Source organism: Bradyrhizobium sp. SZCCHNS1022, assembly GCF_032484835.1.
Classification (GTDB): Bacteria; Pseudomonadota; Alphaproteobacteria; order Rhizobiales; family Xanthobacteraceae; genus Bradyrhizobium.
This window is the reverse complement of the sequence record NZ_JAUETT010000003.1, coordinates 521,980-548,004: the sequence shown is the minus strand read 5'-3', so window position 1 is coordinate 548,004 and position 26,025 is coordinate 521,980. Positions and strand designations below refer to the sequence as shown.

General features: G+C 62.7%; 25 protein-coding genes. 12 read left to right on the top strand and 13 right to left on the bottom strand.

All coding sequences use genetic code 11. The annotated features are described in order from the left end of the window. Positions 1-28 precede the first annotated feature (28 nt). The 4 genes from QX071_RS22195 (at position 29) to QX071_RS22180 (ending at position 3,961) form a co-directional block, all read left to right on the top strand. Positions 29-691 (top strand): glutathione S-transferase family protein, encoded by a 663-nt coding sequence (locus tag QX071_RS22195; protein ID WP_315704804.1) that lies wholly within the window; start codon positions 29-31, stop codon positions 689-691. A 185-nt stretch (positions 692-876) separates the two neighbouring features. Continuing rightward, positions 877-2,061, top strand: a complete 1,185-nt coding sequence (locus QX071_RS22190; protein WP_315704803.1) for an MFS transporter — start codon at positions 877-879, stop codon at positions 2,059-2,061. A 61-nt stretch (positions 2,062-2,122) separates the two neighbouring features. Continuing rightward, positions 2,123-2,548, top strand: a complete 426-nt coding sequence (locus QX071_RS22185; protein WP_315704802.1) for a heme-binding protein — start codon at positions 2,123-2,125, stop codon at positions 2,546-2,548. Between the two features lie 315 nt (positions 2,549-2,863). Then, a complete protein-coding gene (locus QX071_RS22180; RefSeq protein ID WP_315704801.1) occupies positions 2,864-3,961 on the top strand; it encodes a hypothetical protein in 1,098 nt (365 codons plus the stop codon). A gap of 8 nt (positions 3,962-3,969) precedes the next feature. Here QX071_RS22180 and QX071_RS22175 read toward each other — a convergent pair whose 3' ends face one another. The 12 genes from QX071_RS22175 to QX071_RS22120 all read right to left on the bottom strand — a co-directional run bounded on the left by QX071_RS22175 (position 3,970) and on the right by QX071_RS22120 (position 15,414). After that, positions 3,970-4,965, bottom strand: coding sequence for a LysR family transcriptional regulator (locus QX071_RS22175; RefSeq protein ID WP_315704800.1), 996 nt, complete (start codon positions 4,963-4,965; stop codon positions 3,970-3,972). Positions 4,966-5,026: 61 nt separating this feature from the next. After that, positions 5,027-6,031, bottom strand: coding sequence for an amidohydrolase family protein (locus QX071_RS22170; protein ID WP_315704799.1), 1,005 nt, complete (start codon positions 6,029-6,031; stop codon positions 5,027-5,029). A 30-nt stretch (positions 6,032-6,061) separates the two neighbouring features. Next, complete coding sequence (locus QX071_RS22165; protein ID WP_315704798.1) at positions 6,062-7,585, bottom strand: ATP-binding cassette domain-containing protein; 1,524 nt, start codon at positions 7,583-7,585, stop codon at positions 6,062-6,064. After that, the gene (locus QX071_RS22160; RefSeq protein WP_315704797.1) at positions 7,582-8,562 is read right to left on the bottom strand and encodes a branched-chain amino acid ABC transporter permease; all 981 of its coding nucleotides are present in this window, start codon (positions 8,560-8,562) and stop codon (positions 7,582-7,584) included. The genes QX071_RS22165 and QX071_RS22160 overlap by 4 nt, the downstream gene beginning before the upstream one ends. Then, positions 8,559-9,431, bottom strand: a complete 873-nt coding sequence (locus tag QX071_RS22155; RefSeq protein ID WP_315704796.1) for a branched-chain amino acid ABC transporter permease — start codon at positions 9,429-9,431, stop codon at positions 8,559-8,561. The genes QX071_RS22160 and QX071_RS22155 overlap by 4 nt, the downstream gene beginning before the upstream one ends. 63 nt (positions 9,432-9,494) lie before the next feature. Continuing rightward, positions 9,495-10,724, bottom strand: a complete 1,230-nt coding sequence (locus QX071_RS22150) for an amino acid ABC transporter substrate-binding protein (protein WP_315704795.1) — start codon at positions 10,722-10,724, stop codon at positions 9,495-9,497. An 83-nt stretch (positions 10,725-10,807) separates the two neighbouring features. Continuing rightward, on the bottom strand, positions 10,808-11,470 hold the full coding sequence (locus QX071_RS22145; RefSeq protein WP_315704794.1) for a DAPG hydrolase family protein: 663 nt from the start codon (positions 11,468-11,470) through the stop codon (positions 10,808-10,810). A 67-nt stretch (positions 11,471-11,537) separates the two neighbouring features. Then, complete coding sequence (locus QX071_RS22140) at positions 11,538-12,377, bottom strand: 3-keto-5-aminohexanoate cleavage protein (protein ID WP_316172087.1); 840 nt, start codon at positions 12,375-12,377, stop codon at positions 11,538-11,540. Positions 12,378-12,437: 60 nt separating this feature from the next. After that, the gene (locus QX071_RS22135) at positions 12,438-13,382 is read right to left on the bottom strand and encodes a 3-hydroxyacyl-CoA dehydrogenase family protein (RefSeq protein ID WP_315704792.1); all 945 of its coding nucleotides are present in this window, start codon (positions 13,380-13,382) and stop codon (positions 12,438-12,440) included. 36 nt (positions 13,383-13,418) lie between these two features. Further along, positions 13,419-14,228: an SDR family NAD(P)-dependent oxidoreductase gene (locus tag QX071_RS22130; protein ID WP_315704791.1), complete on the bottom strand. Its 810-nt coding sequence runs from the start codon at positions 14,226-14,228 to the stop codon at positions 13,419-13,421. Next, a complete protein-coding gene (locus QX071_RS22125) occupies positions 14,225-14,575 on the bottom strand; it encodes a cupin domain-containing protein (RefSeq protein ID WP_315704790.1) in 351 nt (116 codons plus the stop codon). Before QX071_RS22125 ends, QX071_RS22130 begins: the two co-directional genes overlap by 4 nt. Further along, positions 14,575-15,414 (bottom strand): cyclase family protein, encoded by an 840-nt coding sequence (locus tag QX071_RS22120; RefSeq protein WP_315704789.1) that lies wholly within the window; start codon positions 15,412-15,414, stop codon positions 14,575-14,577. The genes QX071_RS22125 and QX071_RS22120 overlap by 1 nt, the downstream gene beginning before the upstream one ends. 262 nt (positions 15,415-15,676) lie before the next feature. On the opposite strand from QX071_RS22120, the gene QX071_RS22115 reads away from it, so the two are divergent. The 7 genes from QX071_RS22115 to QX071_RS22085 all read left to right on the top strand — a co-directional run bounded on the left by QX071_RS22115 (position 15,677) and on the right by QX071_RS22085 (position 23,716). Next, on the top strand, positions 15,677-16,480 hold the full coding sequence (locus tag QX071_RS22115) for an IclR family transcriptional regulator (protein ID WP_315704788.1): 804 nt from the start codon (positions 15,677-15,679) through the stop codon (positions 16,478-16,480). 149 nt (positions 16,481-16,629) lie between these two features. Continuing rightward, complete coding sequence (locus QX071_RS22110; protein ID WP_315704787.1) at positions 16,630-17,643, top strand: TRAP transporter substrate-binding protein; 1,014 nt, start codon at positions 16,630-16,632, stop codon at positions 17,641-17,643. Positions 17,644-17,702: 59 nt separating this feature from the next. Further along, positions 17,703-18,224, top strand: a complete 522-nt coding sequence (locus tag QX071_RS22105) for a TRAP transporter small permease (RefSeq protein ID WP_315704786.1) — start codon at positions 17,703-17,705, stop codon at positions 18,222-18,224. Beyond that, positions 18,221-19,525: a TRAP transporter large permease gene (locus QX071_RS22100; protein ID WP_315704785.1), complete on the top strand. Its 1,305-nt coding sequence runs from the start codon at positions 18,221-18,223 to the stop codon at positions 19,523-19,525. The genes QX071_RS22105 and QX071_RS22100 overlap by 4 nt, the downstream gene beginning before the upstream one ends. Further along, on the top strand, positions 19,518-20,489 hold the full coding sequence (locus tag QX071_RS22095) for a D-2-hydroxyacid dehydrogenase (RefSeq protein WP_315704784.1): 972 nt from the start codon (positions 19,518-19,520) through the stop codon (positions 20,487-20,489). The genes QX071_RS22100 and QX071_RS22095 overlap by 8 nt, the downstream gene beginning before the upstream one ends. Next, positions 20,486-21,676, top strand: coding sequence for a M24 family metallopeptidase (locus QX071_RS22090; protein ID WP_315704783.1), 1,191 nt, complete (start codon positions 20,486-20,488; stop codon positions 21,674-21,676). Before QX071_RS22095 ends, QX071_RS22090 begins: the two co-directional genes overlap by 4 nt. A 1,059-nt stretch (positions 21,677-22,735) precedes the next feature. Further along, a complete protein-coding gene (locus QX071_RS22085) occupies positions 22,736-23,716 on the top strand; it encodes a transporter (RefSeq protein ID WP_409997625.1) in 981 nt (326 codons plus the stop codon). 87 nt (positions 23,717-23,803) lie between these two features. Here QX071_RS22085 and QX071_RS22080 read toward each other — a convergent pair whose 3' ends face one another. Continuing rightward, positions 23,804-24,712, bottom strand: coding sequence for a LysR family transcriptional regulator (locus tag QX071_RS22080; protein ID WP_315704782.1), 909 nt, complete (start codon positions 24,710-24,712; stop codon positions 23,804-23,806). Positions 24,713-24,853: 141 nt separating this feature from the next. Between QX071_RS22080 and QX071_RS22075 the strand changes: the two genes are divergently transcribed. After that, complete coding sequence (locus tag QX071_RS22075; protein ID WP_315704781.1) at positions 24,854-26,011, top strand: alpha/beta hydrolase family protein; 1,158 nt, start codon at positions 24,854-24,856, stop codon at positions 26,009-26,011. Positions 26,012-26,025: the final 14 nt, after the last annotated feature.

Sequence of the window (26,025 nt, the reverse complement as noted above, 5' to 3'; positions counted from 1 at the left end):
TCGATATCTGCAGCATCGAGGTTTTAAGGTGATCACGCTCTATGGATCGTTGCATTCGCGGGCCCTCCGGAACGCGTGGATGCTCAGGGAACTCGGGTTGGAATGGGAGAATGTGCCGACCAATTTTCAGGATGGCAGCACGCGCACCCCGGAGTTTCTCGCCATCAATCCCAATGGCCGTGTCCCCGCGCTGGACGACGACGGCCTTCGACTGTGCGAGTCGCTTGCGATCAATCTCTATCTCGCACGCAAGTATGGCGGACCGCTCGCACCTCGCACGATGGAGGAGGAGGCACTCGCGACGCAGTGGAGCTTCTGGGTCATCACCGAAATCGAGAAGCCGCTGCTGCTGGCTGCGGCCAACCGAGTTTTGTTCGAGCCTGCGAGTGCGCGACGTGAGGCCGAGGTCGAAATCGCTCTCGGCAAGCTTGCACGACCCTGGGGCGTTCTCAACAGGCATCTGCAGAGGCAGGCTTATCTTGTGAATGAGCACTTCACCGTTGCCGACCTGAACGTCGCATCGGTCATGACGCTTCTCCCGCTCGCCGGCATTGATATCGAAGCCTGGCCGTCCATGCAGCGTTGGCTGCGCGAATGTCTCGATCGTCCCGCGGTCGCGGACTGGAAGGACGTCAGCTTCAAGATCCCACGTCCCGAAACGGCGCTTGAGATGCTGCGGATGTTTGTTTGACGCGGAGCAGCCAGCAAGACTTGGTCGTGCGACGCGGATAGGGAATTCCAGTCGTCACGGGTCGCGGTGGTTTTGCGCAGGGGGGCTGTGCAACTGGGTACGATGGACGATCTGCCTCTTCGGAGATCTGTCCGGTAAAAACAAAAAGCTCGATACAAGCGAACAAAAACGATCGGGGAAGGAAAATGATTAAAACCACAAGCGAGACATGGCCAGGTCGCGCCGTCCTCCTGGTATCACATGTGGCGGGGCTCGCGGATCTTGTCGCTTTGCCGCTATGGGTCGGCGGTCTAGTCCAGTCGCATGGCTTTACGTCACAACAAGCGGGGTTACTTGTCACCCTCTATATCGCGGGCATTCTCGCCAGTAATCTGATCTTGGGACCGCGCTTCGATCGGGTCGACGGCAGGCTGGTGGCGGGTCTCGGCTTTGCTGTCGCGGCCGGGTGCTTCCTGGCAATGGCGCAACTCGATGGGCTCCTGGTGTTTACGCCTCTGCACCTCCTTGCCGGGCTTGGCGCTGGGGCAGGGCTCTCTTGCGTGCACGGCACGATCGGCCGCAGCCGCAATCCGCATCGGCTCTTTGCGCTGGTCAACGTCGGCGTGGGTGCATTCGGCATCCCGTTCTTCGCTGTCGTTCCTCATTTGATGACCCAGAGCGGCGTTGCCGCTGTCTTTATCGTCTTGGGCTCCTTGATGCTGGCGGCTTCGGTTCTCAGCGCGATCGCCTTTCCGCACAAGCTGGAGAGTGTGACATTGGCTGTGGTTGGGGAAGCCGAGCGGAGCCCGCTCGATACTCGCGTGATGGCCTTCCTGGGCGTTGTGCTGCTGACCTCCGCGCAGTCGGCCATTTTCAGCTTTATCGAGCGTGTCGGCTCCTATGATGGGTTTCCTGCCGCGTCGGTCGCGACGATGCTTGCAATAGCAGCCTTTATCAATCTTTCCGCTCCCGCTCTCGCCGGGCTCCTTCAAGGACGTCTGTCGCCAACCCACGTGGCCGCTTGTGGCATGTTCCTGCACGGCTGCGCATCACTGATCATCACCCACGCCACGTTGTTCGCCGTCTATGCGATAGCAGCCTCGACACCGGTCTTCCTTGTCGTATTTTCCCATGTCTTCATGTTCGGCCTGATCGCCAAGCTCGATCGCAGCGGTCACATGGCGGCGCTGACGCCGGCGATGATGATGATCGGCACCGCGATCGGGCCGTTTCTCGGAGGCAGCGTTGTGACCGGCTTCGGCTATCCGGCGCTCGGTATCACCGCGGCGATGCTGGCATGGGGAGCGGCTGCATGCTTCGTCGGCGTGCACTTGCGGACCAGCGGCGTCGAGACGCGGTCAGCGGATCTGTCTGCACGTCTTTCCGCCTGAAGTCCGCACAAGGAAGATGTGACGCGCACTCGAGAGTTCAAAACAAAGCAGGTCGATTTTCATGTCCGAACAGACGCGCCCGCTGGCTTACGGCGTCCCGATCACACTTTCGCGCGCCAAGGAGCTGGCAGGAACAGCCGTCAGCGAGGCGACGAGACGCGGCTGGACATTCTCGATCGCAATCACCGACCCAAATGGCGACCTCGTCTATCTCGAGCGAATGGACGACACGCACCTTGCGTCATGGATGATCGCGATCGAGAAAGCGCGTACGGCGGCTCGATTTCGACGCCCGACAAAGGCGTTCTTCGATCTGGTGGAAGCAGGGCGTGTCTATATCACGACGCTCACGCCGGGACTCGTCGCAGTGCCGGGCGGCGTCCCGATCGTAGAAGACGGCAAGATCATCGAGGCGATCGGCACCAGCGGCGGGACCGGTAAGCAGGACGAGATCGTTGCGCTCAGTGCCGTGGCAAGCCTGACTTAGGCTGGTCCATATATCATCAAAGAAATCCTCGATAATTCGTCGTTCCGCCGACTAATTATCAGTCGCGACCATCGGTCGTACGGGATGTTGCAGCGGTGGTCTCTGCGCGGCGTGACCTGCTGAAGGAACGCGTGCGGGAGCCAATCGATGGGATGCTATCAAGAACGACAATAGCTCGTATCGATCGATTTCGTTTGTTCGGAGAGCGCCAACTCTCCAGGATCGCGATGTTTATGCAAGCTCTTCAGAGAGCGCGGTTGGCCAGTATCCCGAAGAGGATCACAGCCGCCGAAAACAAAAAATGGGGGAGGATATATGGCATTTCGTTGCCACTTGCTTGCGTCTGTCATCATCGTTCAGCTGGGTGTGGTTGCCAATGCTGCGGACTTGGCTGTCATGGCAAACCCGCCGCCGGATCAACCGTTCTTCTTCGTCGTCGACAATCGAGCGACCTTTTCATGGATGCCGAGCGGAACAACCCCCGGCCAGTTCAGCGTCAACCCGAACGGAACGGTCAACGGCACGACCGCGAAGCAGGTCTACGCGTTCACGCACTTCGACGCATGGGCCTACGGCACCAACTTCGTGAACATCATGATGCTCAAGTCGGGTCACAATGACCCGGCGTCGCCCTGCATCAATGCTGGCGTCACGGTCAATTTCACGCCGGGAGATTGCGCGGGGGGGACCGAGTTCTACGGCTTGTTCCGAAGCACCTTCGGTTGGAATCAGATATTCAACACCAATGCCTTCAGTGTTGGACCGTTGCACGACGTGTCCTTCGAGATCGGCGCGGACGTCGAGACTGACAACATCTTCCTCGCGCCGGCCAAGCGCGAGGCCGTTGCCGGGCTCCAATTTGCGTTTGACTTGCCGTATAAGGGCTATTTCAACGTCGCGCCCTTGGTGTCCTGGGAATTCTCCAACCACAACGCGTTTACTCAGTGCGGAACCGCCTTTGCAGGCGGGCAGGTTGCCGGCGTCAGCTGTAACGCCACCGGCAATGTCAGCTACCACCCGACATGGGCTGTGGAAGCCAATTATTACATGGACCTGGGTTTCCTGCCGCCGTCCCTGCAATTCTTCTCGATCAGCGGACGCGCCGGCTGGTATGGGACCAAAGGGGATTCGAATGGCCTGCCGGCACTCTCAGGCGCTGGACGGTTCAGCACGGCCAGCGCCGTCGAGTTCAACAGCGAGCCTGTCAGGCTGACGTTCGATGCCAGCAAGGCAATGATGGGTCCCAAATATTCGCATCTGGTGGATGTCTGGGTTGCCTACCGGTATTGGCAGAACAAGTTCGGTCTCGACCACAACGCCATGCCCGGCGTGTGCACTGTCGCCGCGACCGGCCAAAGCACGAACTCCTGCACGGAAAAGACGGTCTATAGCGGTATCACCGTGAAGTTCTAGTTCATTGCTCACGTGGCTGGCTTCGAAGCGGCGCTGCGATATTCACGCAGCGCCGCTCCGGACAAGGGTGGGCAGACTGGTGCGCAAACGGGCCATCGTGCCTCCACGTCGGCCGCCGAGGTTTGGATCATCTCGCGCAGCCACATATTGGCAGGATCCTTGTCGAGATGCACGGGCCACTGCAGCCTTTCGGTGATGGTTGGGAGCTCGAAGTCGGTCTGCAGAATACGAAGCGGCAGCCCTTGCGCGCGAGACAGGACCAGGCGCAACGGCAGGATCGCCATATACGGCGTGCCGACGATGAACTCGGGCACCAGCAGGAGACTCTGCAGGCGGATCGTTTTCGTCCGCCGGATCCCCACGGACTGGAAGAACTGATCGACGATGCGGACGCTCAAGCGCTCGTCGAGTGCAACAGAAACGTGGGTGAAGGCCGCAATCGCGTTCAGCGAGACGGGGTCCACCACCGCCGTATTGCCGGCCCAGACAACAGGAACGAACCGCTCCTCCCATAGCACGCTGGTGTTGACGGCGGCATGGAAGGGAACGTTGGAGCCGATGAAAACATCGAATTCAGCGGCGGACGCACGCTCACGCGTGTCCGGAAGCGGCAGTTGGGAAATCGAAATACCCGGCGCAGCCTGGGCGACCCGCTTGATGAGATTGGACAAGAGAATACCGGCTACGTAATCCAACGCGACGACCGCGAAGTCGTGCTCTGCGGTTTCCGGCGTAAACTCGGCGCGCGCCAGCGCTATCGTACGGGCGCGCGCCACGAACTGATCGACCGAGTCCGCGATCTGCGCGGCGAACGGGGTCGCCAGCATCTCGCGGCCGGATTGAATCAGGAGGTCGTCATCGAAGTGACTGCGTAACCGCGCCAGTGCGCTGCTGATCGTGGACTGAGTCAGGTTGAGTGTCTCGGCGACCCGGCTGACGTTCCTCAGCTTGAGCAGCAGGTCGAGGACCAGCAGCAGGTTCAGGTCCAGTCTATGGCACCGCATGGGCCCTCCGCTGACGAGGATTCGTAGGTCGGCCGCCCGCCGAGATGTGCGGCCGGTCCGCTCAGGAGAGCGCGAACAGGCGCTCGGCGTTCTGGTATGCGATCAGCTCGCGCTCGCGCTGCGTGAGCGCAGCTCCTTCGAGGAAGCGGAGCGCCTCAGCATCATCCTCGTAAGGAAAGTCGGCAGCGAACAGGATGCGTTCAGCTCCGAGCACGTCGATCGACAGCCGAAGCGCGGGCATGGAGGTGACCCCGGCCGTTGTGATCACGAAGTTGTCCAGGAAGTACTCGCTCGGCAGCCGGGGCAGCTTTTCGACGGCGCCGATCTTCACCTGCAGGAGATAGCGATTGTCGATGCGCTGCAGCCAGAACGGGATGCCTTCGCCCATATGGCCGAGAATGATCTTGAGCTTCGGATGGCGAGCGAAGCTGCCGGACATGATCAGCCGCATGGCGTGCAGGCCGGTCTCCGCCGCAAAGCCCCAGCCGGCGAAATAAAGGCCGTAATCGAGGAACGGCTGAACCATTCCGGGTGCAGGTTCGCGCGGATGCAAGTACATCGGCAGGCCGGTCGCCTCCATCGCCTCGAAGATCGGGACATAGCGGGGCGCGTCAAGATATTCGCCGAACGTGTGGGAGTTGACGATCAGGCCGCGCAGGCCGAGCGACTTGATCCGTTCGATCTCGCGCGCGGCCGCGGGGGGATCCTGCGGCGCGATGGCGCCCAGTCCGGCCAGCCGCGTCGGTGCAGCGCGCACTGCTTCGGCGAGCGCGTCGTTGGCGTCGGCTGCGAGCCGTACGGCGAGATCGGGCGCGAACACCTGGACGCCGGGGGACGTCAAGGAGAGCACCTGCATGTCGACGCCGACCTCGTCCATATGCGCGATCCGGCCCTTGCCGATGTCAACCAGGCGTCCATGCAGCAGCGCGTTGCCGGGCGTGTCGGCCAGGATGCTTTCGCCCATCTTGGCAAAGCCTGGTTCGACGTCTGAGCGCGCCAGCACCTTCGTCCATTCTGCGGCGATCTCGGCGGTGACGAAGGCTTCTTCGACGGCAATCTTTTTCATGTCACGCTCCTTGCGACGCTGTCCGGCCGCTCATTCTTCGGTCCCGAAATAAAGATGACGCAGCCGCTCGTCCGCACGCAGGACGGCCGGCGGGCCGGACAGAGTAATCCGTCCCTTGTTGATGATGTGGGCGACATCGGCAAGGTCGAGCGCGCGCTCGATATCCTGCTCCACGACCAGCATGGACAGCCCCTCGCGCTTGAGCTCGGCAAGCGCCGCATACAGGCGGTCCATCATGACCGGCGCGAGACCAAGGCTGATCTCGTCGAGAATAACGAGCCGCGGCTTGGCCATCAACGCGCGACCGATCGCCAAGGCCTGCTGCTGGCCGCCCGACATCGAGGTGCCCGGCGCGTTACGCCGCTCCGCGAGCACCGGAAACAGGGCGTAGACGCGCGCCAGACGCGCCTTGCGTTCTGCTGTGTCGGCGCGGCGTGCAGCCACCAGCAGATTTTCCTCGACCGACAACGAGCCGAAGATGCGCCGCCCCTCCATGCAATGGGCGATGCCGCGCGCCGCCACCGCATGCGGCGGCAAGCGTGTGATGTCCTCGCCATCGAATCGGATCCGGCCGGCAGTGATTGGCAAGGCGCGGCTGATCACATGAGCGAGGGTGGTCTTGCCGGCGCCGTTGCTGCCGAGAATGCCCACGACCTGACCCGGCATCACCGACAGGCTGAGGTCATGAATCACCCGAGCCTGGCCATAGCCCGCGTACACGCCATCGAGTGCAAGCAGCGGCTCAGCGCCTGCCGTCGACGCAATGACGTTGGCGCGCGGCGTCTCTGAAGAGGAGGTCTTGGGGGCGGCGCCATGGCTGGTGCCGAGATAGATCGCGGCGACATCGTCGCTCGCCAGCACGTCGGTGGTCGGCCCCCTCGCCAGGAGCTTGCCGAAGTTGATGACCATAAGATCGTCGCAGCACTCCTTCACGATCCGGATCACGTGTTCGATGACGATGATCGAGCGCTCGCCGTCGTTCAGCGACTGGATCAGGGCGATCAGCTCGCTGACTTCGCTGTCGATCAGGCCGGCACCGACCTCATCGAGCAGCAACAGCTTTGGTTTGAGCGCTAGCGCGCGGGCGACTTCGAGGCGCTTGCGCCGGAGCAGCGGCAGATCGCGGGCCTTGACGTGGGCGGCACCGCCGAGCCCACAGCGGTCGAGGATGTCGCGCCGTTCGGCCGCGGCCGTCGAGGTGGCGATGAACGGGGTCAGCGAGAATTGGCCGACGGCGAGATTCTCCTCCACGGTCATGTCGAGGAAGGGGCGGGGGATCTGGTAGGTGCGGCCGATGCCGCTCCGCGCTCGCTCGGAGGCGGGCAGACCGGTGATGTCGCGGCCCTCGAAATCGATGCGTCCTGCACTCGCGGAAATGGCGCCGCCGAGCAGCCCGATCAGGGTCGACTTACCGGCGCCATTCGGGCCGATCACACCGAGCACGCGACCCTTTTCGAGCCTGATATCCAGGCTTTCGATCGCGACGAGGCCGCCATAGCGCTTGCCGAGACCGACGGCGTCGAGCAGCGGAGTCGTATTGGTGGCGACGGTCATGAGCTCGCAGCCCTGGTGGGGCCGGCGCGCCGCAGCGCGGCTTCGACGAGGCCGCAGAGTCCGCGCGACGCGAAGCGGATCAGAATGATGAGAATGACTCCGGTGATCGCGACATGGAGCTCTGGGTAGTCGGCGAGCAGCTCGCCGATGGCGACGAAGAAGACTGCGCCGATGATGGCGCCGAAGCGCATGCCGAGTCCGCCGATGATCACGATCGCGAGCGGATCGACCGACCATTGCAGGCCGAAGCTGCCGTAGGGTTCGATGGCGCCGAGCTTGATCGCCTGAAGACCCCCGGCAATTGCGACGAGCGCGCTGGCCGCAGTGAACGCCGCGAGCTTGACGCGGAACGCACGCACGCCGACCTGGCTTGCGGCGTCCTCGTCGTCGCGCACCGCCCGCAGCAGTACCGAGAAGCGAGAGCCGGTTGCCAAGGTCATAACCAGCGAGGCGAGGACAAGCAGCAGCGCGGTGTCGCGAAACAACGCTGTGATATCGGGCAAATCGGCGCTGACGAACAGGCCGGTAGCGCCGCCGAACCAGGGCACATTGACGACGAGCAGCCGCAGCGCTTCGGCAAGCGCCAAGGTGCCGACGGTGAAATAGAGTCCACGCAGCCGAAACAGACCGCGCGACATCACAAGCGCGAGTGCCATGGCCGCAACCGCCGAGGCAGCCAGCGCCAAGGCGATGCCGCTATCGGCGTAATTGAGCAGCCCGACCGTGACATAGGCGCCAAGGCCGAAGAAGGAGGAGCTTCCCAAGGACACCAGCCCGCCATAGCCGGCAAGCAGATTCCACGCTTCCGCCAGCACGATATAGAGCAGCAGCTTGAAGCCGATCTCGACAAAATAGGTTGGCAGAATCGAAGGCGCGACCATCAGCGCCGCGAAGAAGATGCCGGCGAGGGCGAGGCGGACAAGCGGATGATGCAGCAGCAGGCTGTGCTCGGGAGCGCGTGTGGTCAGCACGGTCATGCGCGGCTCCCGAGGAAGCCCTGCGGCCTGAGCTGCAGCATCGCCAGGAACAGCACCAGGCCGACCAGGTCGCGATAGCCGTCCCCGAGCGTGAGCCCGCCGACGCTCTGCAGCACGCCGAGCACGATGCCTCCGACCAGCGTTCCCAGCACATTGCCGAGTCCGCCGAGCACGATCACCGCGAAATCCGTCAACAGATAGGTGGCGCCGCTGGTCGGCGTGAAAGACAGCGCCACCCCGATCAGCGTGCCGCCGATTCCGGCGCAGGCGGTGCCGAGGCAGAAGGTCAAGGCATAGACCCGGCTGACATTGATGCCGATGATGGCAGCCGCAAGCGGCTGGTCGGCGCTGGCGCGCAGCTCGCTGCCGAACCGGCTGCGTGCGATCAACAGATGCACCGCCAGGATCAGCGCGGCCGAGATGGCGAAGCCGATCACGTAGATCTGCGGCGCGCTGATCGGGCCGAGCGTCAGCGGAACCGTGGCGTAATCGCGCTCGATGGCGCGGGTGTCGGCGCTGAACAGCAGCACGAACAGGTTCTGCAGGATGATGGAGAGGCCGAACATGGTCATCATGGCCGCTTCCGATCCCTTGCCGGCCAGCGGCTCCAGCAGGAAGCGATAGATCGGATAGCCGATCAGCGCGAGAATGAGGCCGATCAGCGCTAATCCGGCCAGCGGATCGATGCCGGTTCGCTGCAGCAGGAAGAGGCCGGCATAGGCGCCCGCCACGAGAAATTCGCCATGCGCGAGGTTCACCAGACGCATGACGCCAAGGATGATCGACAGGCCAAGCGCCGTCAGCGCCAGCATGCCGCCGAGCAGCAGGCCCGAGATCAGTGCATTGACGATCACATCGAGACCAGGCATTCGCATTCGCCCGCATGACATCGGTGACGGCCGGCGCGATCGGCGCCGGCCTTGTCTCAGCGGTCAAGGCACCGGGAACAGGATCTTGCCGGTGGCGCGGTCCGCCGGCCAGACGATGCTCGTCTTGCCGCCCTGCCATTGCAGCATCGCCAGCGGCAGCTTGGCGGTGTGGTTCTCGTCGAACTTGATGGGCCCGACCACATAGGTCTTGTCGGTCTTGGCGGCCGCAGCGTTGATCTTCTCGGGATCGAGCGAGCCGGCCGCCGCGATCGCGTCGAGCAGGATCTGCGCCGCAGCATAGCTGTCGGCGATGTGCTGGCTGAAGGTCAGCTTGGTCTCGCTTTCGAACGCGGCCGCGAGATCCTTGGCGCCCGGATAGGGAAAGCTCGGATCCCAGTAGCCGCCGACCAGCACACCGTCAGCAAGCTTGCCGAGCGCTTCGGCGAACTGCACCGGCTCGGCCCCCTTCTCGATGACGAGCAGCTTGGGTGCAAAGCCTGCGGACGCAATCTGCTTGCGGATCGAGACCGCTTGCGGGGTGATGGCATCGACCAGCACGATCTCGGCGCCTTTCGCCTTCGCCTCGGCGACAACCGAAGTGAACTGGGTGTTATCGACTGGGAACGACGCGTTCTGCACGACGTCATAGCCGGCGTCCTTGGCGATCTGCGGCCACAGCGTGCCGCCAACGACCTGGCCGTCCGGGCCGTTGTCATGGAAGATCGCGACCTTCTTGTTGGTCTCGAGCTTGAGATCGTCCAGCACCTTGAACGGGATCGCGGCGAGTTCGGGCTCGTGGAAGAACAGGTCCCAGACGTAATTCCACTTACGGACCGACTTGAATGCCTCGATCGGATTGCAGCCGGTGACCAGCGGGATCTTCTTGCGTTCGGCGACCAGCGCGCCGGCATTGACCAGTGCCGGGGTGCAGGAGCCGAGCAGGGCGCGCGCCTGATCGCGCGACAGCAGGCTCTCGGTATTGGCGGCGGTGACGTTGGGATCGGTCTTGTCGTCACGCAGCACGAGCCGGACCGGCATCTTCTTGCCATCGATGGTGATGCCGCCAGCCTTGTTGACCTCGTCGACCGCACGGCTGTAGCCCCATTTCTGGAAGCTGCCGAACCCGGCCAGCGGTCCGCTCAGCGGAATCGACGCGCCGATGACGATGTCGTCGGCTGCGTTGGCTGGCGTTGCGGACCAAGCTGCGGCCAGCGAAAGCAGCGTGATGGGCAGAATTCGTTTGAGGACGGGAAGCCGTCTTGATAACGGCGCCTGCGACGTGCGGGTGGCCATGTTTCCTCCAATTGCTGCGCGAGGCCGTTTTGGCCCATCTCTTATTTGGGGGCGCTCCTTGAGCCGGAGCGCCCCGCGCCGCCTTAGAACGTGTTGTCGCCGGTATAGCGCCGGTACAGGACGGGCAAGATCTCGGCGAGGTAACCCATTTCCTCGGTGGCGTGCTGGTGCAGGCGTCGGGTGAAATCGTCGTTGAGCTGGCGCTTGCGCCCTTCGACGGCGATATGTTCGGGCACCGGCTCGCGCGTCTTCTTGTCGGCGAGAATGCCGAGCCAGAAGCGGGAGCGCATCTCGCAGCCATAATCGGTATCCCGCACGAAATGACACATCCGGCCGACATGGACCGGCGCGTCCTGATCGCCGATGCGCGCGCAGACTGCGACTGCGCCGGAGGCGTCATAGCGTGCGGCGTCGAAGATCTCGTGCGGATGGTGGAAGTCGATGACGAGATCATAAAGCGGCCCTGTAGGACCTACCATATATTCGCTGACGACGTGAGAGGCGCCGATATAGTTGCCGTCGACTCGGTTGAGCCAGGCACTGGCGACATGATCCCGCGGATGCCAGAGCTTGTATTGCTCGATGCCGCCGAGCCAGCCGAACCACCAGTGCACCATCTTGGCGCGGCAGCCCGGCATCCGCGTCAAGGCGGCGACCAGCTTCTTGCCGGCGGCGAGATCCTTGTAGCCCGACTCGAACGGAAGATAGCCGGGATCAAGCAGATGATTGCAGTCCTCGAATTCCACCGTTTCCTCCCGATGTAGTTATCGTTGATCTTGCTTATTGTCTTCGTCTCAAGCGCGAGACACCATGCTACGCGGCGTGAGATGGTCGTCCCGAAAGGTTGAGTATCTCCCGCGCGCTGGGTGCGGTTGCAACGCTCCCGTTTGCTTCGCGAACGAGACGTGCAGCGCGGGCAACAAACTCAGCATTGTTCTTGGCAAGGCGGCCCTTGGCATAGAGTACGTTGTCCTCCATACCGACCCTGATATGCCCCCCTAGCGAAAGGGTGGCGAACAAGATTGGCAGATGGCCAGCGCCGATGCCGAAAGCCGACCACTCCGCATGACGTGGCAAGAGGCTCTTGAGGAACACGAGGTTTTCGACCGTAGCGGCGATACCTCCGGCTGCGCCCAGTACGAACTGGAAATAGCCGGGTCCTCGCAACACGCTTTTCTTCATGTAGTGGATGGCGTTGTAGAGCATGCCCGGATCGAATACCTCGATCTCCGGCATAACGTCGTTCTCGTTCATGACTCCGGCAAGCCTCTCAAGGAAGGCCGGATGATTGATGAACAGCGTCGAATGCATCCAATTCATCGAGCCAGCGTCGAAGGAAGCGAGCTCGGGTTTCAGCTCGATCAGATGCGCCATGCGGGTCTCATCTGTCGCGTTCAGGTCGCCTGACGTGGTGAGGTTCAGCACGACGTCGCAGCGTTGGCGGATGCGTCCGACGGTCTCGATAAATCGACCTTTGTCCATGGTACCCTTGCCGGCATCGTCGCGCATATGCAAATGCGCGACTGCTGCGCCGGCCTGCCAGCATTCGTAGACGTCCTCGGCAATTTCGCGTGGCGTGAGTGGAATTGCTGGATTGTGCTCCTTGGTTGGAAACGCGCCGGTGGGAGCGACGGTGATGATGGTGTCGGCCATAAATCTTTTTCCTCTCCTTTGTGCACCAGCGGCGTTACGGCTTGATCGTTGACTAGAATCTCACGAATAATCGCTTGACGCCTTGAGCTGTTTCACCAGGCGCCCGAGAAAGGCGCGGCGGATCGCAGGGATGTTCTCCTTGTCGTAGACGTAGAATCCTTCACCCGTCTTGATCCCGAGCTTGCCCTCGGCGACCTTCTGCCGCAGCAACGGGCTGGCCTGGCGCGAGGCGTCCATCGCCGCGAGCAGATTGTCGCCGACGGTGAGCCAGATATCGAGGCCGCCAAAATCGGCGACCTCGAGCTGGCCGGTGGTGGCATAGCGGAAGGCCGGGCCGAATTTCAGCGCGGTGTCGACGTCGGCGGCGTCGGCGACGCCCTGCTCGATCAGGGAGAACACCTCGCGCGCGATCGCCTGCTGAATCCGATTGGCAATCAGGCCTGGCACATCCTTCGCCACCTTGGCGATGCGCTTGTCGATCTGCCGATGCAGGGCTATGACCTCTTCGAGCAGGTCAGGCGGCATGTTGCCGAAGGCGGAGATTTCGACCAGCGGCATCAGCAGCGGCGGGTTGTACCAATGCGTCACCAGCGTGCGGGCCTGACGCGCCCCCGGCAGAGCTGCAATCATTGGCGCGAGCGGCAGGCTCGAGGTGTTGGTGGCGAAGATCGCGTGAGCCGGCGCCAGACTGTCGAGCTCTGCCAACAGCGCCTGCTTCAGCTCCAGCTTCTCGGGCGCGGCCTCGACGATGAAGTCGCGGTCTTGGACTGCTGGCGCCAAGGATTCGAATAGAGTGATGCGCTCGATGGCGGCTGTGGCCGCGTCCGCTGCGACAGATGCCTCGTCCACCAGGAGGTCATAGCCGGCCTCGACCTCAGACCTGATGGTGGCGCGCTGCGCGGCCGAGGGTTCGGCCAAGTTCACCGGAAAGCCGCGCAGCGCGAACGCGGCCGCGATGCCGCGCCCCATCGTGCCGCCACCGATCACTGCAATCCGCTGCAACATGCCTGTCTCCAGCTGTCAGGAGTTCGGCGGCGGGGATTATCCCGCCGTGTAGCCGCCGTCGGCGTCGAGGGTATGGCCGGTGTAGAAATCCGAGGCTCGCGAGACCAGGAACAGCAGGGGACCTGCGAGATCCTGCGGCTCGCCGAGCCGTCCCTTGGGAACGCGGGCCAGAAAGCCTTTGCGTACGTCGCGCGCCCGCTCGGTGTCCTCGAACATCCAGGCCGTCAGCGGCGAGCGGAACACCGTTGGCGCGATCGCATTGACGGTGATGCCGCTATCGCCCCATTCGCAGCCGAGTGCGCGAGTGATGCCGTCGATCGCGGATTTCGAGGCGCAATAGGCCGAATAGCCGGCGGGATGGCCGAGCTTGCCGCGCGCCGAGGACATCAGCACGATCTTGCCGCCGCGGCCCTGCGCCAGCATCTGCTTGCCGGCTGCCTTGGCCATCAGCCAGGACTGCGTCACATTGGCATCCATCACGTCGAGGAAGCGCGCTGGCGCCATGTCGACGATTTTGGATACGTCGTTCTTGCCGGAGGCGACGACGAGGATATCGACGCCGCCGAAGGCAGCGACCGTCTTGGCAACAATGTCGTCGCAGGTCTTCTCATCGCGCGGGCGCGCTTGGATGCTCAGCGCCTCGGCGCCGAGCGCTCTCGCATCGGCGACCGTCTTGTCCAGCGCTTCAGCATTGCCGGCGACCGCAGCGACCTTGGCACCGGCTCCGGCCAGCACCTGGACAGCCAGCGCGCCAAACGCACCCGAGGCGCCGGTCACGACCGCGACCTTGCCGCCGATATCGAACAGAGACAGGGGATTTTTCAGGAAGTTCGCGCTCTTGCTCATGGCGTGACACCCGGCGGATAGGGGATGATGACCAGCATGGTGCAGACATCATTGCGGCGATTGACGATCTCGCGGACCTCGTTCGGCGCGATGGTGCAGCTGTCATAGGGACTGAGCACGGTCTCCTTCCCGTCTACGATCACCGTCATCTCGCCGGCGAGGACGACATAGACCTTCTCGAACGGCGTCGAATCCGGACCGGCGCCGCCACCTGGCAGGAATTGCGAGAGGCCGACCCATTGGTTGGTCGGGCCGCCCGGCTCAAACCCCTGCAGCCGCAGGCCAACCACGCCGCGGTGGTTGGGCGCGTCATAGGGCTTGGCATCATGGAAGCGCTTCACATGCATCAGAACGCCTCGCCCTTCTCGATGCGGTAAGCTTGGTTTGGATCGGTGATGGCAACCAAGCGGATGATGCAGCCGTCACCGCGATCCCAATTCCAAGGGAAGAACGCGAAGGTGCAGCGCTTGCCGGTGACCTCGTCGAGATCACCGCCGACATTCTCGATGCCGAGAATGCCGTGCTTGAAGAGCTTGTTATGGACCGGCTCCCATTCCGGGAAGTCCTCGGTCCAGTCGCGACCGCCGGACCAGGCGCGATATTCTTCCCGCAGATGCGGCAGCAGCGGGCCGTTGCGATGCTGGCCGATGGCCGTGGCGAGCGGATGGTCGTTGGCCTGGGTGTCGTGGCCCACCACCTTCACTTGCTTGTCGACCATCCAGTCTGCCGCTGACGGGACCAAGCCCGGGCAGTAGGCGAAGTAATCGCCATCTTCGTAAGCCTTATGCCAACCGGTGTTGATGATCAGCACGTCGTGCGGACGGATCGCATGGCCGCAGGCCTTTTCCAGATCATCGGCGGTGATGGATTCCCACTTCTTCTTCGGCAGCGACACCACGAGGCCCGAGCCGAAGAAATGCGGCAGCGGCACTTCGTCGATGAAGGGCGTGCCCTGCACCACATGGGCCGGTGCATCGATATGCGTGGTCGAATGCATCGAGGTCGTGATGCGCTGAGACAGCACGCCAGACTTCGCCATGTAGTGGATGCGCTCGATCTTCACGTCTTCGAAATAGGGCCAGTTCGGGCACTGGAATCCCCAGCGATGGGAGAGGTTGGTGAACCTCAGACCCATGGCGTTGTCGGTGTTGCTCTGAAAATCGATGCCCCGAATCTTGATGGACATGCGCATCCTTCCCCTTTGAACTGCTTTTTCCTCGAAGCAAGTAATCCTGCTTGCCCCACATTGCGATACACATGTACCATATAACGGAAAAGGTCAACCGAAATTCGGACGCGCAACGGCTCATGCCAACCGGCGCGTCGGCCAGTCAGGGACATCGGTGTGATCCGAGCGCGCGGCGTCGTCGTGTTTTTGGCCGTTGCGCTAAAGTGTCAGCGAGCAGATTCCGATCGCATGATCGGTCCAATCGGAGGATAAGAGACTGATGTCGAAAGCCGCAGCGCGGGCATTAAAAACCAGAGCCTCCGCGCCGCCACCGTCTGATGAACGTGGCGGCAATGGCATCCAGGTGCTGGCGCGCGCCGGCAGCATTCTGCGCACGCTGGAGAGCCATCCGAACGGCTTGAGCCTCGGCCAGATTGCGAAGTCGGTCGGGCTCGCCCGCTCGACGGTGCAGCGGATCGTGGCGGCGCTGATGGCCGAGGACTTCGTCACGTCGAGCGGGCCCGGACAGGTTCGGATCGGCATGGGCCTGTTGCGGATCGCGGCTTCAATCGGTGCAAATTCCAGCGAAATTATTCGTCCGCACCTTCTCGCCTTGGGCGAAGAGGTTGGCGAAACCGTCGATCTGTCCGTCCTGTCGGGCGGGTCGGTGGTGTTCGTCGATCAGGTGCCTGGCCGTCGCCGGCTAACAGCGCTGTCCGCAGTCGGCGAGCGTTTCCCGCTCCATTGCACCGCGAACGGCAAGGCCGTGCTGTCCTGTTTCTCGCCGGAAGAAAGCGAGGAACTAATCGAGAAGAGCCTGGCCGAGCACCCCGACTTCCCGCTCGCCAACCGCAAGCGCCTGATCGACGAGCTCAATGATATTCGCCGCACTCATCTCGCCTACGATCTCGAAGAGCATGGTGCGGGCATCAGCGCGATCGGCACGGCCGTGATCGATCATTTCGGCCGTCCGGTCGCGGTGTCGATTCCAGTGCCGACGCAGCGCTTTCTGGAAAACCGCGACGCCTTTGCCGAAAAGCTGCTCGGCTTCCGGCGGAGGGTTGAAGGCATTCTGTCGCGCTGAGGGGCGAATGGGCTCTTGCGAGCGCAACCATGATGCGGTACATCTGAACCGAATAACAGTACAGCGATAGAAGATGTCCGTTCGAGACATCCACGCTGTAGGACCGGGGGCGAACAAGCTCCGGGCGCATGAGGGCAGGAGGAAACGCCATGATCACACGTCGGTCGGCTCTGCTTGGGGCCATCTCGGGAGCTGCGGTCGGGATGGTCGGCTCACGGTCCGCCAGGGCCGAGCCGATCGGTCTGAAAGTCTCGCATTATCTGCCGCCCAATCACACGTTTCACCGCGAGCTGACAAAATGGGGCGAGAGCCTCACCGAGCAGTCGCAAGGGCAGCTGACGCTCAACATCTTCCCGGCCTCCCAGCTCGGTCCGGTGAACCGCCAATTCGATCTCGTGCGCAACGGCGTCGTGGACATCGCGGTCGGTCTCCATGGCGCAACGCCCGGCCGTTTCCCAACGGCAGATCTGGTGGCGTTGCCTTACTCGGCGCCGAAGGCAGGCAACAACAGCGCCGTCACCTCGCGTAGGCTCACAGAATTGGCGCCGACCTACCTCTATCCGGAACATCAGGGCATGAAGGTGTTGTGGATGGCGGTGACCAATCCGCTCATGGTCCACACCAGCAAGCGTCCCGTTGCCAAGCTCGAAGATTTCAAGGGCTTGCGGGTCCGCTATGCCGGCGAGCAGTTCGCGCAGATCATTCCGCTGCTCGGTGCAACGCCGCTCGCCGTGCCTCCGGCCGAAACCGCAGACAGCCTCTCCAAGGGCATCATTGATGCCGCGACATTTCCCTACGAAGCGTGCCAAAGCTTTGATCTGGGTACCGTGATCAAATATTCACTGGAGCCGGGTGTCAGCACCGCGACCTTCGCGGTGGCCATGAATCCAAACAAGTTCAAATCACTGCCGGCCGAACTGCAACAGCTGATCGACAAGACCACGGGGCCCGCGATGGCCGAGCGCTTCGGAGCTGCCTTCGACGCCAGCGAAAAGGCCGGTCGTGCGTACATGGCCGGCAAGGGCGTGCAGATCTCGCAATTCGCCGATGCTGAGCTCTCCCGCGTGAAGGAGATTCTTGCGCCGCTGCGCAACAAGGCCCTCGGCGAGCTCGAGAAGGCAGGCAAGCCGGGCAAAGCGTTTCTCGACGCCTACACCGCCTAAAGCGGAAGCCACCTGACGCCTGCCGAAAACCCGGCGGTGTGCTGCGATAGGATATCAACATGGCCGCCGCGCCACTTGAAACCTTCACCGCCCGTCTGAAAACAGCTCAAGTCCGGCTCGCAATGATCGCGCTCGTCATCATGATGCTCAGCACATGCGTCGACGTGACTTTGCGCTTTCTCTTCAACCGCTCGATCCGCGGGGCCTACGACATCGTCGAGGCGTGCCTCGTCGTTTTCGTCTTTCATGGGATGTCGGCGAGTTTCTTTGCGCGCAAGAACATCGTGATCGATATCGTCGATTCCCTGGTCAGCTCACGCGTCGAGCGCGTGCTGGTCCGCCTCTCCGACGTGATCTCGCTCGCGCTTCTCATCGTTGTCACCGCGGCGATGATCGCGCCCGCCCTGCAGGCCTATGATTACGGTGATCGCAAGCTGGAGCTGGGTCTGCAGCTCTGGGTGCTCTGGATCTTTGCGATCGTCGGCCTGATCGGCACGCTGCTGTGCGCGCTCGGACCCTTGGTGCGGCCAGTACCGGCCTCGCGCAGGATCTCTCATGCCGAAGGCGGGGAGGGGGCATGAGTGTCCAGTGGATCGGTGCGATCGGCGTTCTCGCGCTGTTTGCGCTTTTGTTCCTGCGCGTTCCGGTCTGGGCGGCACTGCTCATCGTCGGCCTCACCGGCAACACCGTCATCAATGGCTGGGCCGCAGCTTTCACGACGCTCGGCACGACGCCGTTCGACGTCGCCAATTCCTATGCACTGTCGGTGATTCCGCTGTTCATCCTGATGGGCGATGTCGCTTCGAGCACGCGGCTATCGGCGGATCTATTCAATGCCGCGCGCCTGCTGCTGTCGGGCGTGCGCGGCGGTCTCGCGGTCGCGGCGATCGGGGCCTCCGCCTGCTTCGGTGCGGTCTGCGGCTCATCGATTGCGACCGCGGCCACCATGTCGCGCATTGCGTTGCCGGAAATGCGCGAGGCGAGCTACGATGACGGTCTTGCCGCCGGTGCGATCGCGGCGGGGGGATCGATCGGCATTCTGGTGCCGCCATCGATCATCCTGGTGATCTACGGCGCCATCGCCGAGCAGTCGGTGCCAAAGCTGTTCGCGGCTGCGCTGTTTCCGGCGATTATCCTCACCGTGTCCTATGTCGCGCTGGCGCTGCTTGCGGCGAAGCTGAACCCAAAGCTCGCCCCGCTCGGCAAGCCCGTCGGCTGGCGCGAGCGTCTCGGCGCGCTACGCCAGCCCTGGCAATTCCTGCTGCTGTTCACGCTGACCATTGGCGGCATTTATGGCGGCATTTTCAGTCCGACCGAAGCCGCTGCGCTCGGTGCGTTCGGCGCGATCGTGCTCGGCGTGATCGGCCGCAGGCTGTCGGCAGCCCAGCTGTTTCAGGCGGTCGAGGGCGCGGTATCGACCTCGGCCTTGCTGTTCGCCATCATCATCGGCGCGACCTATTTCGCGAGCTTCGTCGTTCAGACGCAATTGCCACAGCTGCTCGCCACGACCGCCCAATCGCTGCATCTGCCCGGCCTTGCGGTGATGGGCATCATCATAGTCGCTTATGTCGTGATCGGCTGCTTCCTCGAAGGCATCGGCATGGTTCTGATCACGGTGCCGGTGTTTCTGCCGCTGGTCACGCAATATGGCTACGACCCGGTGTGGTTCTCGATCATCGTGGTGATCGTGGTCGAGCTCGGCCTGATCCATCCGCCGGTTGGGATGAACCTGTTCGTGATCCAGGCGCAGGTGCCGGATATCGGCCTCGGCGCAATCTATCGCGGCATTCTGCCGTTCCTGATTGCGCCTTTCCTGCTGCTTGCTCTGCTCCTGATCTTTCCCGAACTCGCACTCTGGCTGCCGAGGGTCCTGTATGGCTGATCGTCCTCTCGAGATCGTCGTAATCACGCAGGACGTGCCACGGCTTGCGGCGCGCCTCGCCGAAACTTGTCCGGAGGTCATCATCCATGCCGGAGGGTCGGCATCGGCGGTGCTCGCGCACGCAGCCTCGGCCCGGGTGCTGATGGGACTCGCGCAGTCGATCACGCCTGGGCTCGTTGCGGCCACCCCGCGGCTGCAATGGATCCAAGCCTTCACCACCGGGGTCGATCCATTGCTGGCGCTTGGCCTGCCGAACCACATCCTCGTCACCTCGGCGCGCGGCATCCACGGGCCTCAGATGTCGGAGATGGCGTTCATGCACATGCTCGCGTTGGGGCGGGGACTGCCGCGGATGGTCGACAACCAGCATCGCGCAGCATGGGAGCGTTGGCCGCAGCGTCTCCTGCTCGGAAAGACCGCCGTGCTGGTCGGGGTCGGGGCGATCAGCGAGGATCTGGCGGTGCGCTGCCAGGCATTCGGCGTGCGCGTGATCGGCATCAGCGACGCGCGCGGCGAGGGACGTGGATTTGACGCTGTTCGTCCCCGCGGCGAACTGGTGCGCACCGCGCGGGAGGCCGATTTCCTGATCGTGCTTGCAGCTTATACGCCCGAGACGCGGCACCTGATCGACGGGACGGTGCTGGACGCGCTGCCATCCCACGGCTTCCTGATCAATCTGGCGCGCGGGCCGGTCGTGGATGAGGCCGCGCTGATCGACCGGCTGCAGCGGCGGACATTCGCCGGGGCAGGTCTTGACGTATTCGATGTCGAGCCGTTGCCTGCCACCAGCGCCCTCTGGCAGCTGGACAATGTGCTGATCACGCCGCATCTCGGCGGCATGAGCGACTGCTATGAAGAGCAGCTGCTACCGCTTGTGATGGAGAACGTGAGGGCGTTTGCGGCGGGCGATCATGCGCGGATGCGCAATCGGATCATATCAGGTCGAGCTGGAGCTGCCGCATGAGCGTGCACGAACGAATTCCGGTCCGCATCAGCGATGCGGAACTCTCTCGGCGCTGGGCCGCGATGCGGGCCGCGTTGAAGCAGCACGGCATCGACGTCGTCATCGTGCAGGCCACCAATGATTGGCTCGGCGGAAACGTCAAGTGGCTGACCGACATTCCGGCCAACAACGGCTATCCGCGGACGGTCTTGTTCTATGCCGACGACCTCATGACCGTGATCGAAATGGGCGTCTTCAACGGTCGGCGTTCGCTCAAGGGTGAAGACCCGATCCACCGCGGTGTCGGTACCATCCTGACGACACCGTCATTTCCGTCGATCGATTATACGGTGCGCTATGACGCCGATTTGGCCGTGGCGGATCTGCAGGCGCGGAATGTGCGGCGGGTCGGGCTCGCCAATGCCGGGGGGGTTCTCGCCGGGTTCAGCGAGGCGCTGCGCGCTGGGCTTGCCAATATCGAGATCGTCGACGTCACGGAGGAGATCGATGCGATCAAGGCGATCAAGAGCGAGGAGGAGCAGGGCTTGATCCGACGCACCGCGGCGCAGCAGGATGAGGTGTTCGCGCATGTCTGCCGCGTCATTCGTCCCGGACTGCGTGATATCGACATCACCTCGGCCGCGCAGATGAAGGCCCAGCAGCTCGGCAGCGAGCAGGGCATCTTTCTGGGCGCCTCCGCCAAGATCGGCATTCGCTCGCCCTTCATGGGCCGGCACTTCCAGGGCCGCACCTTGGCCGAGGGCGATCATCTGTCGCTGCTGATCGAGGTCAACGGGCCCGGCGGCTTCTTTTGCGAGATTGCGCGCACCTTGGTGCTGGGCAAGGCCAGCGCGGAGCTGCGCGATGGCTTCGCGGCGGTTAAGGCGGCTCAAGACCATACGTTGTCGCTGCTCAAGCCGGGAACATCGGCCCGGTCTATTGCCGCGGCCCACGACGACTACATGACCACCCGCGGCCTTCCGCCCGAGGTGAGGCTCTATGCCCACAGCCAGGGCTACGATATGGTGGAACGGCCGCTGATCCGTCGCGACGAGACCATGGCGATCGCCGCCGGCATGAATTTGGCCGTGCATCCAGGATATGAGACCGACGCGATTTTCGCCGTGATCTGCGACAATTATCTCATTGGCCCGGGAGGGCCGGGTGCGTGCCTCCATCGCACCGAGAAGAAGTTATTCGAGCTATAGCGGTCGCATGCTCGCTGCTGCGGCAGTACCCCGGCCAGGCAGTGGTGAGATGAAGGCGGAAGTTGCCGTCCAGAGACGGATTCGTGTACGCACGCCGGCCTGTCGTGCTGTCCAAGCATCGACAACTGGTAATCTCGGCACGAAATAGTCTGTGATCGGGGTTGGGTCCGCCAATCCGGCTCCTGATCTGTTGTGGCACAGGGCCCTACCTCCTTACGGACCCTGCAAGCTGGTACAAATCCTTGGGAGGACCCTGTAAGTTCAGCCTGCGGTCTTCGGGAGAGACTAACGCCATCGGCCCTCGCATTCAGCCATTTCCAGACGATCCCCGATGCCCCACAAACCGCAATGGGATCCAGACGCCCGCTCCTGGGCTAGGCTACCCTTCAATAGGAAAACAGCGTTTTCAAAGTGCTGAGTTTAGCGCGTAGAGGACCCTTGCTGCCATCCGCCGATGAGAGATTGCCAAATGCAGGATTGTCCATTTGGCATCGATGGTGCGTTTGCCGGGGAGTAGGCTGGCGGCCTCACTGATGTGGAAGAGTTATCTCCGTTATGTTGGGAGGTCCAACCTTCTAGCCGGCTTCCAATCAATAGGGGACGTCCCTGAGACTGCTCCGCTCGGAACGGCACTCGGCAAAGCCGTTCGACCCGCTGCTTCGAGCAGCGATTTGAGATGGTTGCAGGTCCCCGCAACCAAGACATAGATACTGCCCCAAGCCGATGCTGCGGGAGTGTCTTTGCTTTGAAGATCGACGCGTCCAGCAGAGCATCCGGCTTCATGGGCCCATGCGGCCACAGCACAATCGTGCTGATGCGCCGGATCTCCTCGCCGTTCATCGCTGACGTCTCGCCTTAGCTCCAGTGCCTTCGCCGATCGGTACGCTTCAGTGAGGCATCGAGGCGGTCAATATCTAAGATCAAAACGATCAATTTTACGAATGTTCCGCGATCGCTCATCAATGACGCGATCGGACGGCGCGGGCGCGTCGCCAGGACGAAGGTCGACGGGCGCAAGCTCGTTTCGAAGAAGAACGCGCCGCTAAAAAGGGGGGATCCATGAGAACAGGACTGATGCGGCCCGTGTCCGTAGCATTGATAATGGTCGGACTGATCCGGGGCGCGTGGGCCGCCGAGAACGGGACTACGAACTACCCGGCGGGCTCGCCCGGGGTGTTCATCTCCGCATTTCCGCCGATTCCGGGTCTGTTTGCGATCAGTCAGACCAACTACACCAGTTCGAACGGCTTGTATGACGGACAGGGCAACAAGCTGCCGATCAACTTCAAGCTCTCTGCCGTATCGGAGACAATGCGGTTTCTCGCCAGCTATCCCGGCGATTTCTTCGGCGCGCACATCTATTCTCAGCTGGTCGTGCCCTATGTTCACCTCGAAAGCTCCAATCCGGGAGGATCGTTCCAGGCCAACGGCTTTGCCAACCCGACCTTTTCGCCGATCATCCTGAACTGGGTGTCGCCTATGCAGAGCTTCACCCTCGGCCTCGACATCATGCCGAATATCGGCACCTATTCGGTGCGGCAGCCGCTGAATGTCGGTACCAATTATACCACGATCTCGCCGGTGCTGGCTTATCGCTATGCCGATCCGAAAGGATTAGAGGTCGCCGTTTCGCCGCGTCTGCTGCTGAACAACACCAACACAGACTCAGTCAACGCCTTTACGCAACTGACCCAGCAGTACCGGAGCGGCGATGCGCTCGTCGTCGACTTCGCCGCGGGCTACAATATCGGCGCCTGGAAATTCGGAGTGGTCGGCGGCTATACGCATCAGTACCAGGACGACAAGGTCAACGGCATGAAGGCGTTCAACTTCGCCGGCGTGCAGGACGGAAACCGCCTCCGGTCCATCAATGCAGGCCCGTCGCTGACCTACAATGCGGGGCCCTATCAGATCAACATCAACTACCAGCATACGTTCTACGTCGAGAACGGCAGCCGCGGCGATACGGTCTGGGCCAATCTGGCTTTCCCCATCTGGGTGCCGGCGCCGCCGCCCGGAGCCGGGCCGGTCAAACACTGAGTCGCCAGCCTTGATCCATCGCCTCTGGGCGGAAACGGTCGCGCGACGCACGGCCGTTCCTTCTTGACCGCGGCTGATCGACTGCCATCAGGGTAACTCGGCGACGACTTCGCGCATCAGATCGCGCAGCCATAAGAGACCTGCGTCGTTGGAGCGGTAGCGGTGCCATTGCACGCGCTGCCGCAGGGCAGGCAATGAGACCGGCAGCTCGATGATGCGGATGGGGAGGCTCCGCTGCGCGGCGACCGCAAGCCGCCGGTGCACGGTCGCAATCCGGTTTGTGCCGGCGACGAGATGCGGGATCGCGGTGAAAGCATAGACTGAAACATCCTCGCTGCGGCTCATGTTGCGCTGCTCCAGATAGTAGCTCTCCAGCGATTGGGCCGTAGCCGCCGGCCGCATCACGACGTGTGACGCCCTGGCGAACTCCTGGCGTGACAGCTTTCCCTTGCCATACCTTCCCTTGCTCCACGCGATGACGCAGAAGTCGTCTTCGAAAATCAGTTCCGACGGATGCAGCTTCGAGCTGAATTCCTCCGGGATGATGAGAAGGTCGACATCGCCGCGCTCGAGCGCACGCTCGGGACGCTGGACCTGCTGGATGAAATCGAAGCGGATTCCGGGCGCAAGCGCTTCGGTGCGTGCCATCAAGCGCGGGATCATCGTAACCAGCGTGTAGTCCGACGCCAGGATCTTGAAGCAGCGATCCGATTGAGCCGGATCGAACTGTGCGGACGAGGCGATAGCCCAGTCGACCCGCACCAGAAGGTCTCTGATCGAGTCCTTAAGCACCTCGGCTCGGGGGGTGAGCTCCATCTTGCGGCCGATCTTTACCAGGAGTTCGTCGTCGAAATAGGTGCGCAGGCGCAGCAGGGCGTTGCTCATTGCCGATTGCGTCATGTTCATCCGCGCGGCAGCGCCACTGACGCTGCGTAGGTGCAAGAGATGATCGAGCGCCACCAGAAGATTGAGGTCGAACTTGTTGTTGAAGCGCATCGCCGGCCTCGCTGGATGTATTCAGACAATCAATGCGAACGATCTTGATAATCAATTTTTCGAAATGGTCAAACGAGGCTAATCCAGATTTTGGGAAGAACGTCCAAAGGCGCGTGACGCCTCAGCGCCGCGAGTGGAGCCATGTTCAAATATTTTCCGACCAATTATGTCTGGAATCTCTCGGTCGATCTCGCGATCGAGATGGGCGCCCGGATCGGCGAGATCGAGGAGATGTGCGCGCCGCTGCAGGAGGCGGCACGACAGCCCGACGCGAGCGGCACGCAGGCTTTTCGCGAAACCTGGGCGCGGATGGCGGACAAGCTCTGCGAGCTGGCGGCCGAGGACGAAGGGAGGGGCCGGCTACTGTCGGCTGGCGAGAAGTACGGGCGGGCGGCGAGCTATCTGATTACCTGCGAGCGTCTGCAGGCGCACGATGCGCCGGGACGGCTGGCGCTCTACCAGAAGTGCCTCGATGTCTTTGCCAAGGGAATCGCGCTGGCGCGGGAGAACTGCGAGCGCGTCGAAATCCCCTACGAGGGTACTCACATTGCAGGTCTTCTCGTCCGCGCGGAAGGCCGCGACGGACCGGTGCCGCTGCTGGTGCAGGTCAACGGCCTGGATTCGACCAAGGAGATGAAATACCGCGTCGGCCTCCCCGCCTGGCTTGCCCGCCGAGGCGTGTCGTCTCTCGTGATCGATCAGCCGGGATCGGGTGAGGCGCTGCGGCTGCAGGGGCTTCCCGCACGCTACGACACCGAGCATTGGGCATCGCGTGTGGTCGACTGGCTGGAAACCCGCAGCGATGTCGACCCGAAGCGGATCGGCCTCGAGGGAGTCTCGCTCGGCGGCTACTACTGCCCCCGCGCCGTGGCCTTCGAGCCGCGCTTCGCCTGCGGGGTGGCGTGGGGCGCCAATCATGATTGGCGCGAGGTGCAGAAAATGCGCCTGCAGAAGGAAGGTAATTTCCCGGTCCCGCATTATTGGGCGCATGTGCGCTGGGTGTGGGGCGCAAAGGATCAGGACGACTTCCTGCGGATCGCCGAACAGGTCCATCTCAATGGCATACTCGACCGCATCAGGGTGCCTTTCCTGGTGACCCATGGCGAGAAGGACTCGCAGATCCCGCTACATTGGGCCGAACGGACCTATGAGCAGCTGATCAATTCGCCCAAGCGTGAGCTGAAGATCTTCACCGACCGCGAAGGTGGCTCCCAGCATGCGAGCTTCGACAACAGCATCAATGCCGGCCACTACATCGCGGACTGGGTCGCGGAGACGTTGAACGGGCATGTCGCCTGAGCTGCAGGCGGGAG

What these genes read in the sequence shown, in the direction of transcription:
- QX071_RS22110 (WP_315704787.1), top strand. Translation starts at nt 16,630, where the DNA reads ATGATCACACGTCGGTCGGCTCTGCTTGGGGCCATCTCGGGAGCTGCG.
- QX071_RS22090 (WP_315704783.1), top strand. Translation starts at nt 20,486, where the DNA reads ATGAGCGTGCACGAACGAATTCCGGTCCGCATCAGCGATGCGGAACTC.
- QX071_RS22165 (WP_315704798.1), bottom strand. Translation starts at nt 7,585, where the DNA reads ATGACCGTCGCCACCAATACGACTCCGCTGCTCGACGCCGTCGGTCTC.
- QX071_RS22160 (WP_315704797.1), bottom strand. Translation starts at nt 8,562, where the DNA reads ATGACCGTGCTGACCACACGCGCTCCCGAGCACAGCCTGCTGCTGCAT.
- QX071_RS22100 (WP_315704785.1), top strand. Translation starts at nt 18,221, where the DNA reads ATGAGTGTCCAGTGGATCGGTGCGATCGGCGTTCTCGCGCTGTTTGCG.
- QX071_RS22120 (WP_315704789.1), bottom strand. Translation starts at nt 15,414, where the DNA reads ATGTCCATCAAGATTCGGGGCATCGATTTTCAGAGCAACACCGACAAC.
- QX071_RS22080 (WP_315704782.1), bottom strand. Translation starts at nt 24,712, where the DNA reads ATGCGCTTCAACAACAAGTTCGACCTCAATCTTCTGGTGGCGCTCGAT.
- QX071_RS22095 (WP_315704784.1), top strand. Translation starts at nt 19,518, where the DNA reads ATGGCTGATCGTCCTCTCGAGATCGTCGTAATCACGCAGGACGTGCCA.
- QX071_RS22180 (WP_315704801.1), top strand. Translation starts at nt 2,864, where the DNA reads ATGGCATTTCGTTGCCACTTGCTTGCGTCTGTCATCATCGTTCAGCTG.
- QX071_RS22170 (WP_315704799.1), bottom strand. Translation starts at nt 6,031, where the DNA reads ATGAAAAAGATTGCCGTCGAAGAAGCCTTCGTCACCGCCGAGATCGCC.
- QX071_RS22130 (WP_315704791.1), bottom strand. Translation starts at nt 14,228, where the DNA reads ATGAGCAAGAGCGCGAACTTCCTGAAAAATCCCCTGTCTCTGTTCGAT.
- QX071_RS22115 (WP_315704788.1), top strand. Translation starts at nt 15,677, where the DNA reads ATGTCGAAAGCCGCAGCGCGGGCATTAAAAACCAGAGCCTCCGCGCCG.
- QX071_RS22085 (WP_409997625.1), top strand. Translation starts at nt 22,736, where the DNA reads ATGAGAACAGGACTGATGCGGCCCGTGTCCGTAGCATTGATAATGGTC.
- QX071_RS22140 (WP_316172087.1), bottom strand. Translation starts at nt 12,377, where the DNA reads ATGGCCGACACCATCATCACCGTCGCTCCCACCGGCGCGTTTCCAACC.
- QX071_RS22105 (WP_315704786.1), top strand. Translation starts at nt 17,703, where the DNA reads ATGGCCGCCGCGCCACTTGAAACCTTCACCGCCCGTCTGAAAACAGCT.
- QX071_RS22185 (WP_315704802.1), top strand. Translation starts at nt 2,123, where the DNA reads ATGTCCGAACAGACGCGCCCGCTGGCTTACGGCGTCCCGATCACACTT.
- QX071_RS22135 (WP_315704792.1), bottom strand. Translation starts at nt 13,382, where the DNA reads ATGTTGCAGCGGATTGCAGTGATCGGTGGCGGCACGATGGGGCGCGGC.
- QX071_RS22150 (WP_315704795.1), bottom strand. Translation starts at nt 10,724, where the DNA reads ATGGCCACCCGCACGTCGCAGGCGCCGTTATCAAGACGGCTTCCCGTC.
- QX071_RS22155 (WP_315704796.1), bottom strand. Translation starts at nt 9,431, where the DNA reads ATGCCTGGTCTCGATGTGATCGTCAATGCACTGATCTCGGGCCTGCTG.
- QX071_RS22075 (WP_315704781.1), top strand. Translation starts at nt 24,854, where the DNA reads ATGTTCAAATATTTTCCGACCAATTATGTCTGGAATCTCTCGGTCGAT.
- QX071_RS22125 (WP_315704790.1), bottom strand. Translation starts at nt 14,575, where the DNA reads ATGCATGTGAAGCGCTTCCATGATGCCAAGCCCTATGACGCGCCCAAC.
- QX071_RS22175 (WP_315704800.1), bottom strand. Translation starts at nt 4,965, where the DNA reads ATGCGGTGCCATAGACTGGACCTGAACCTGCTGCTGGTCCTCGACCTG.
- QX071_RS22190 (WP_315704803.1), top strand. Translation starts at nt 877, where the DNA reads ATGATTAAAACCACAAGCGAGACATGGCCAGGTCGCGCCGTCCTCCTG.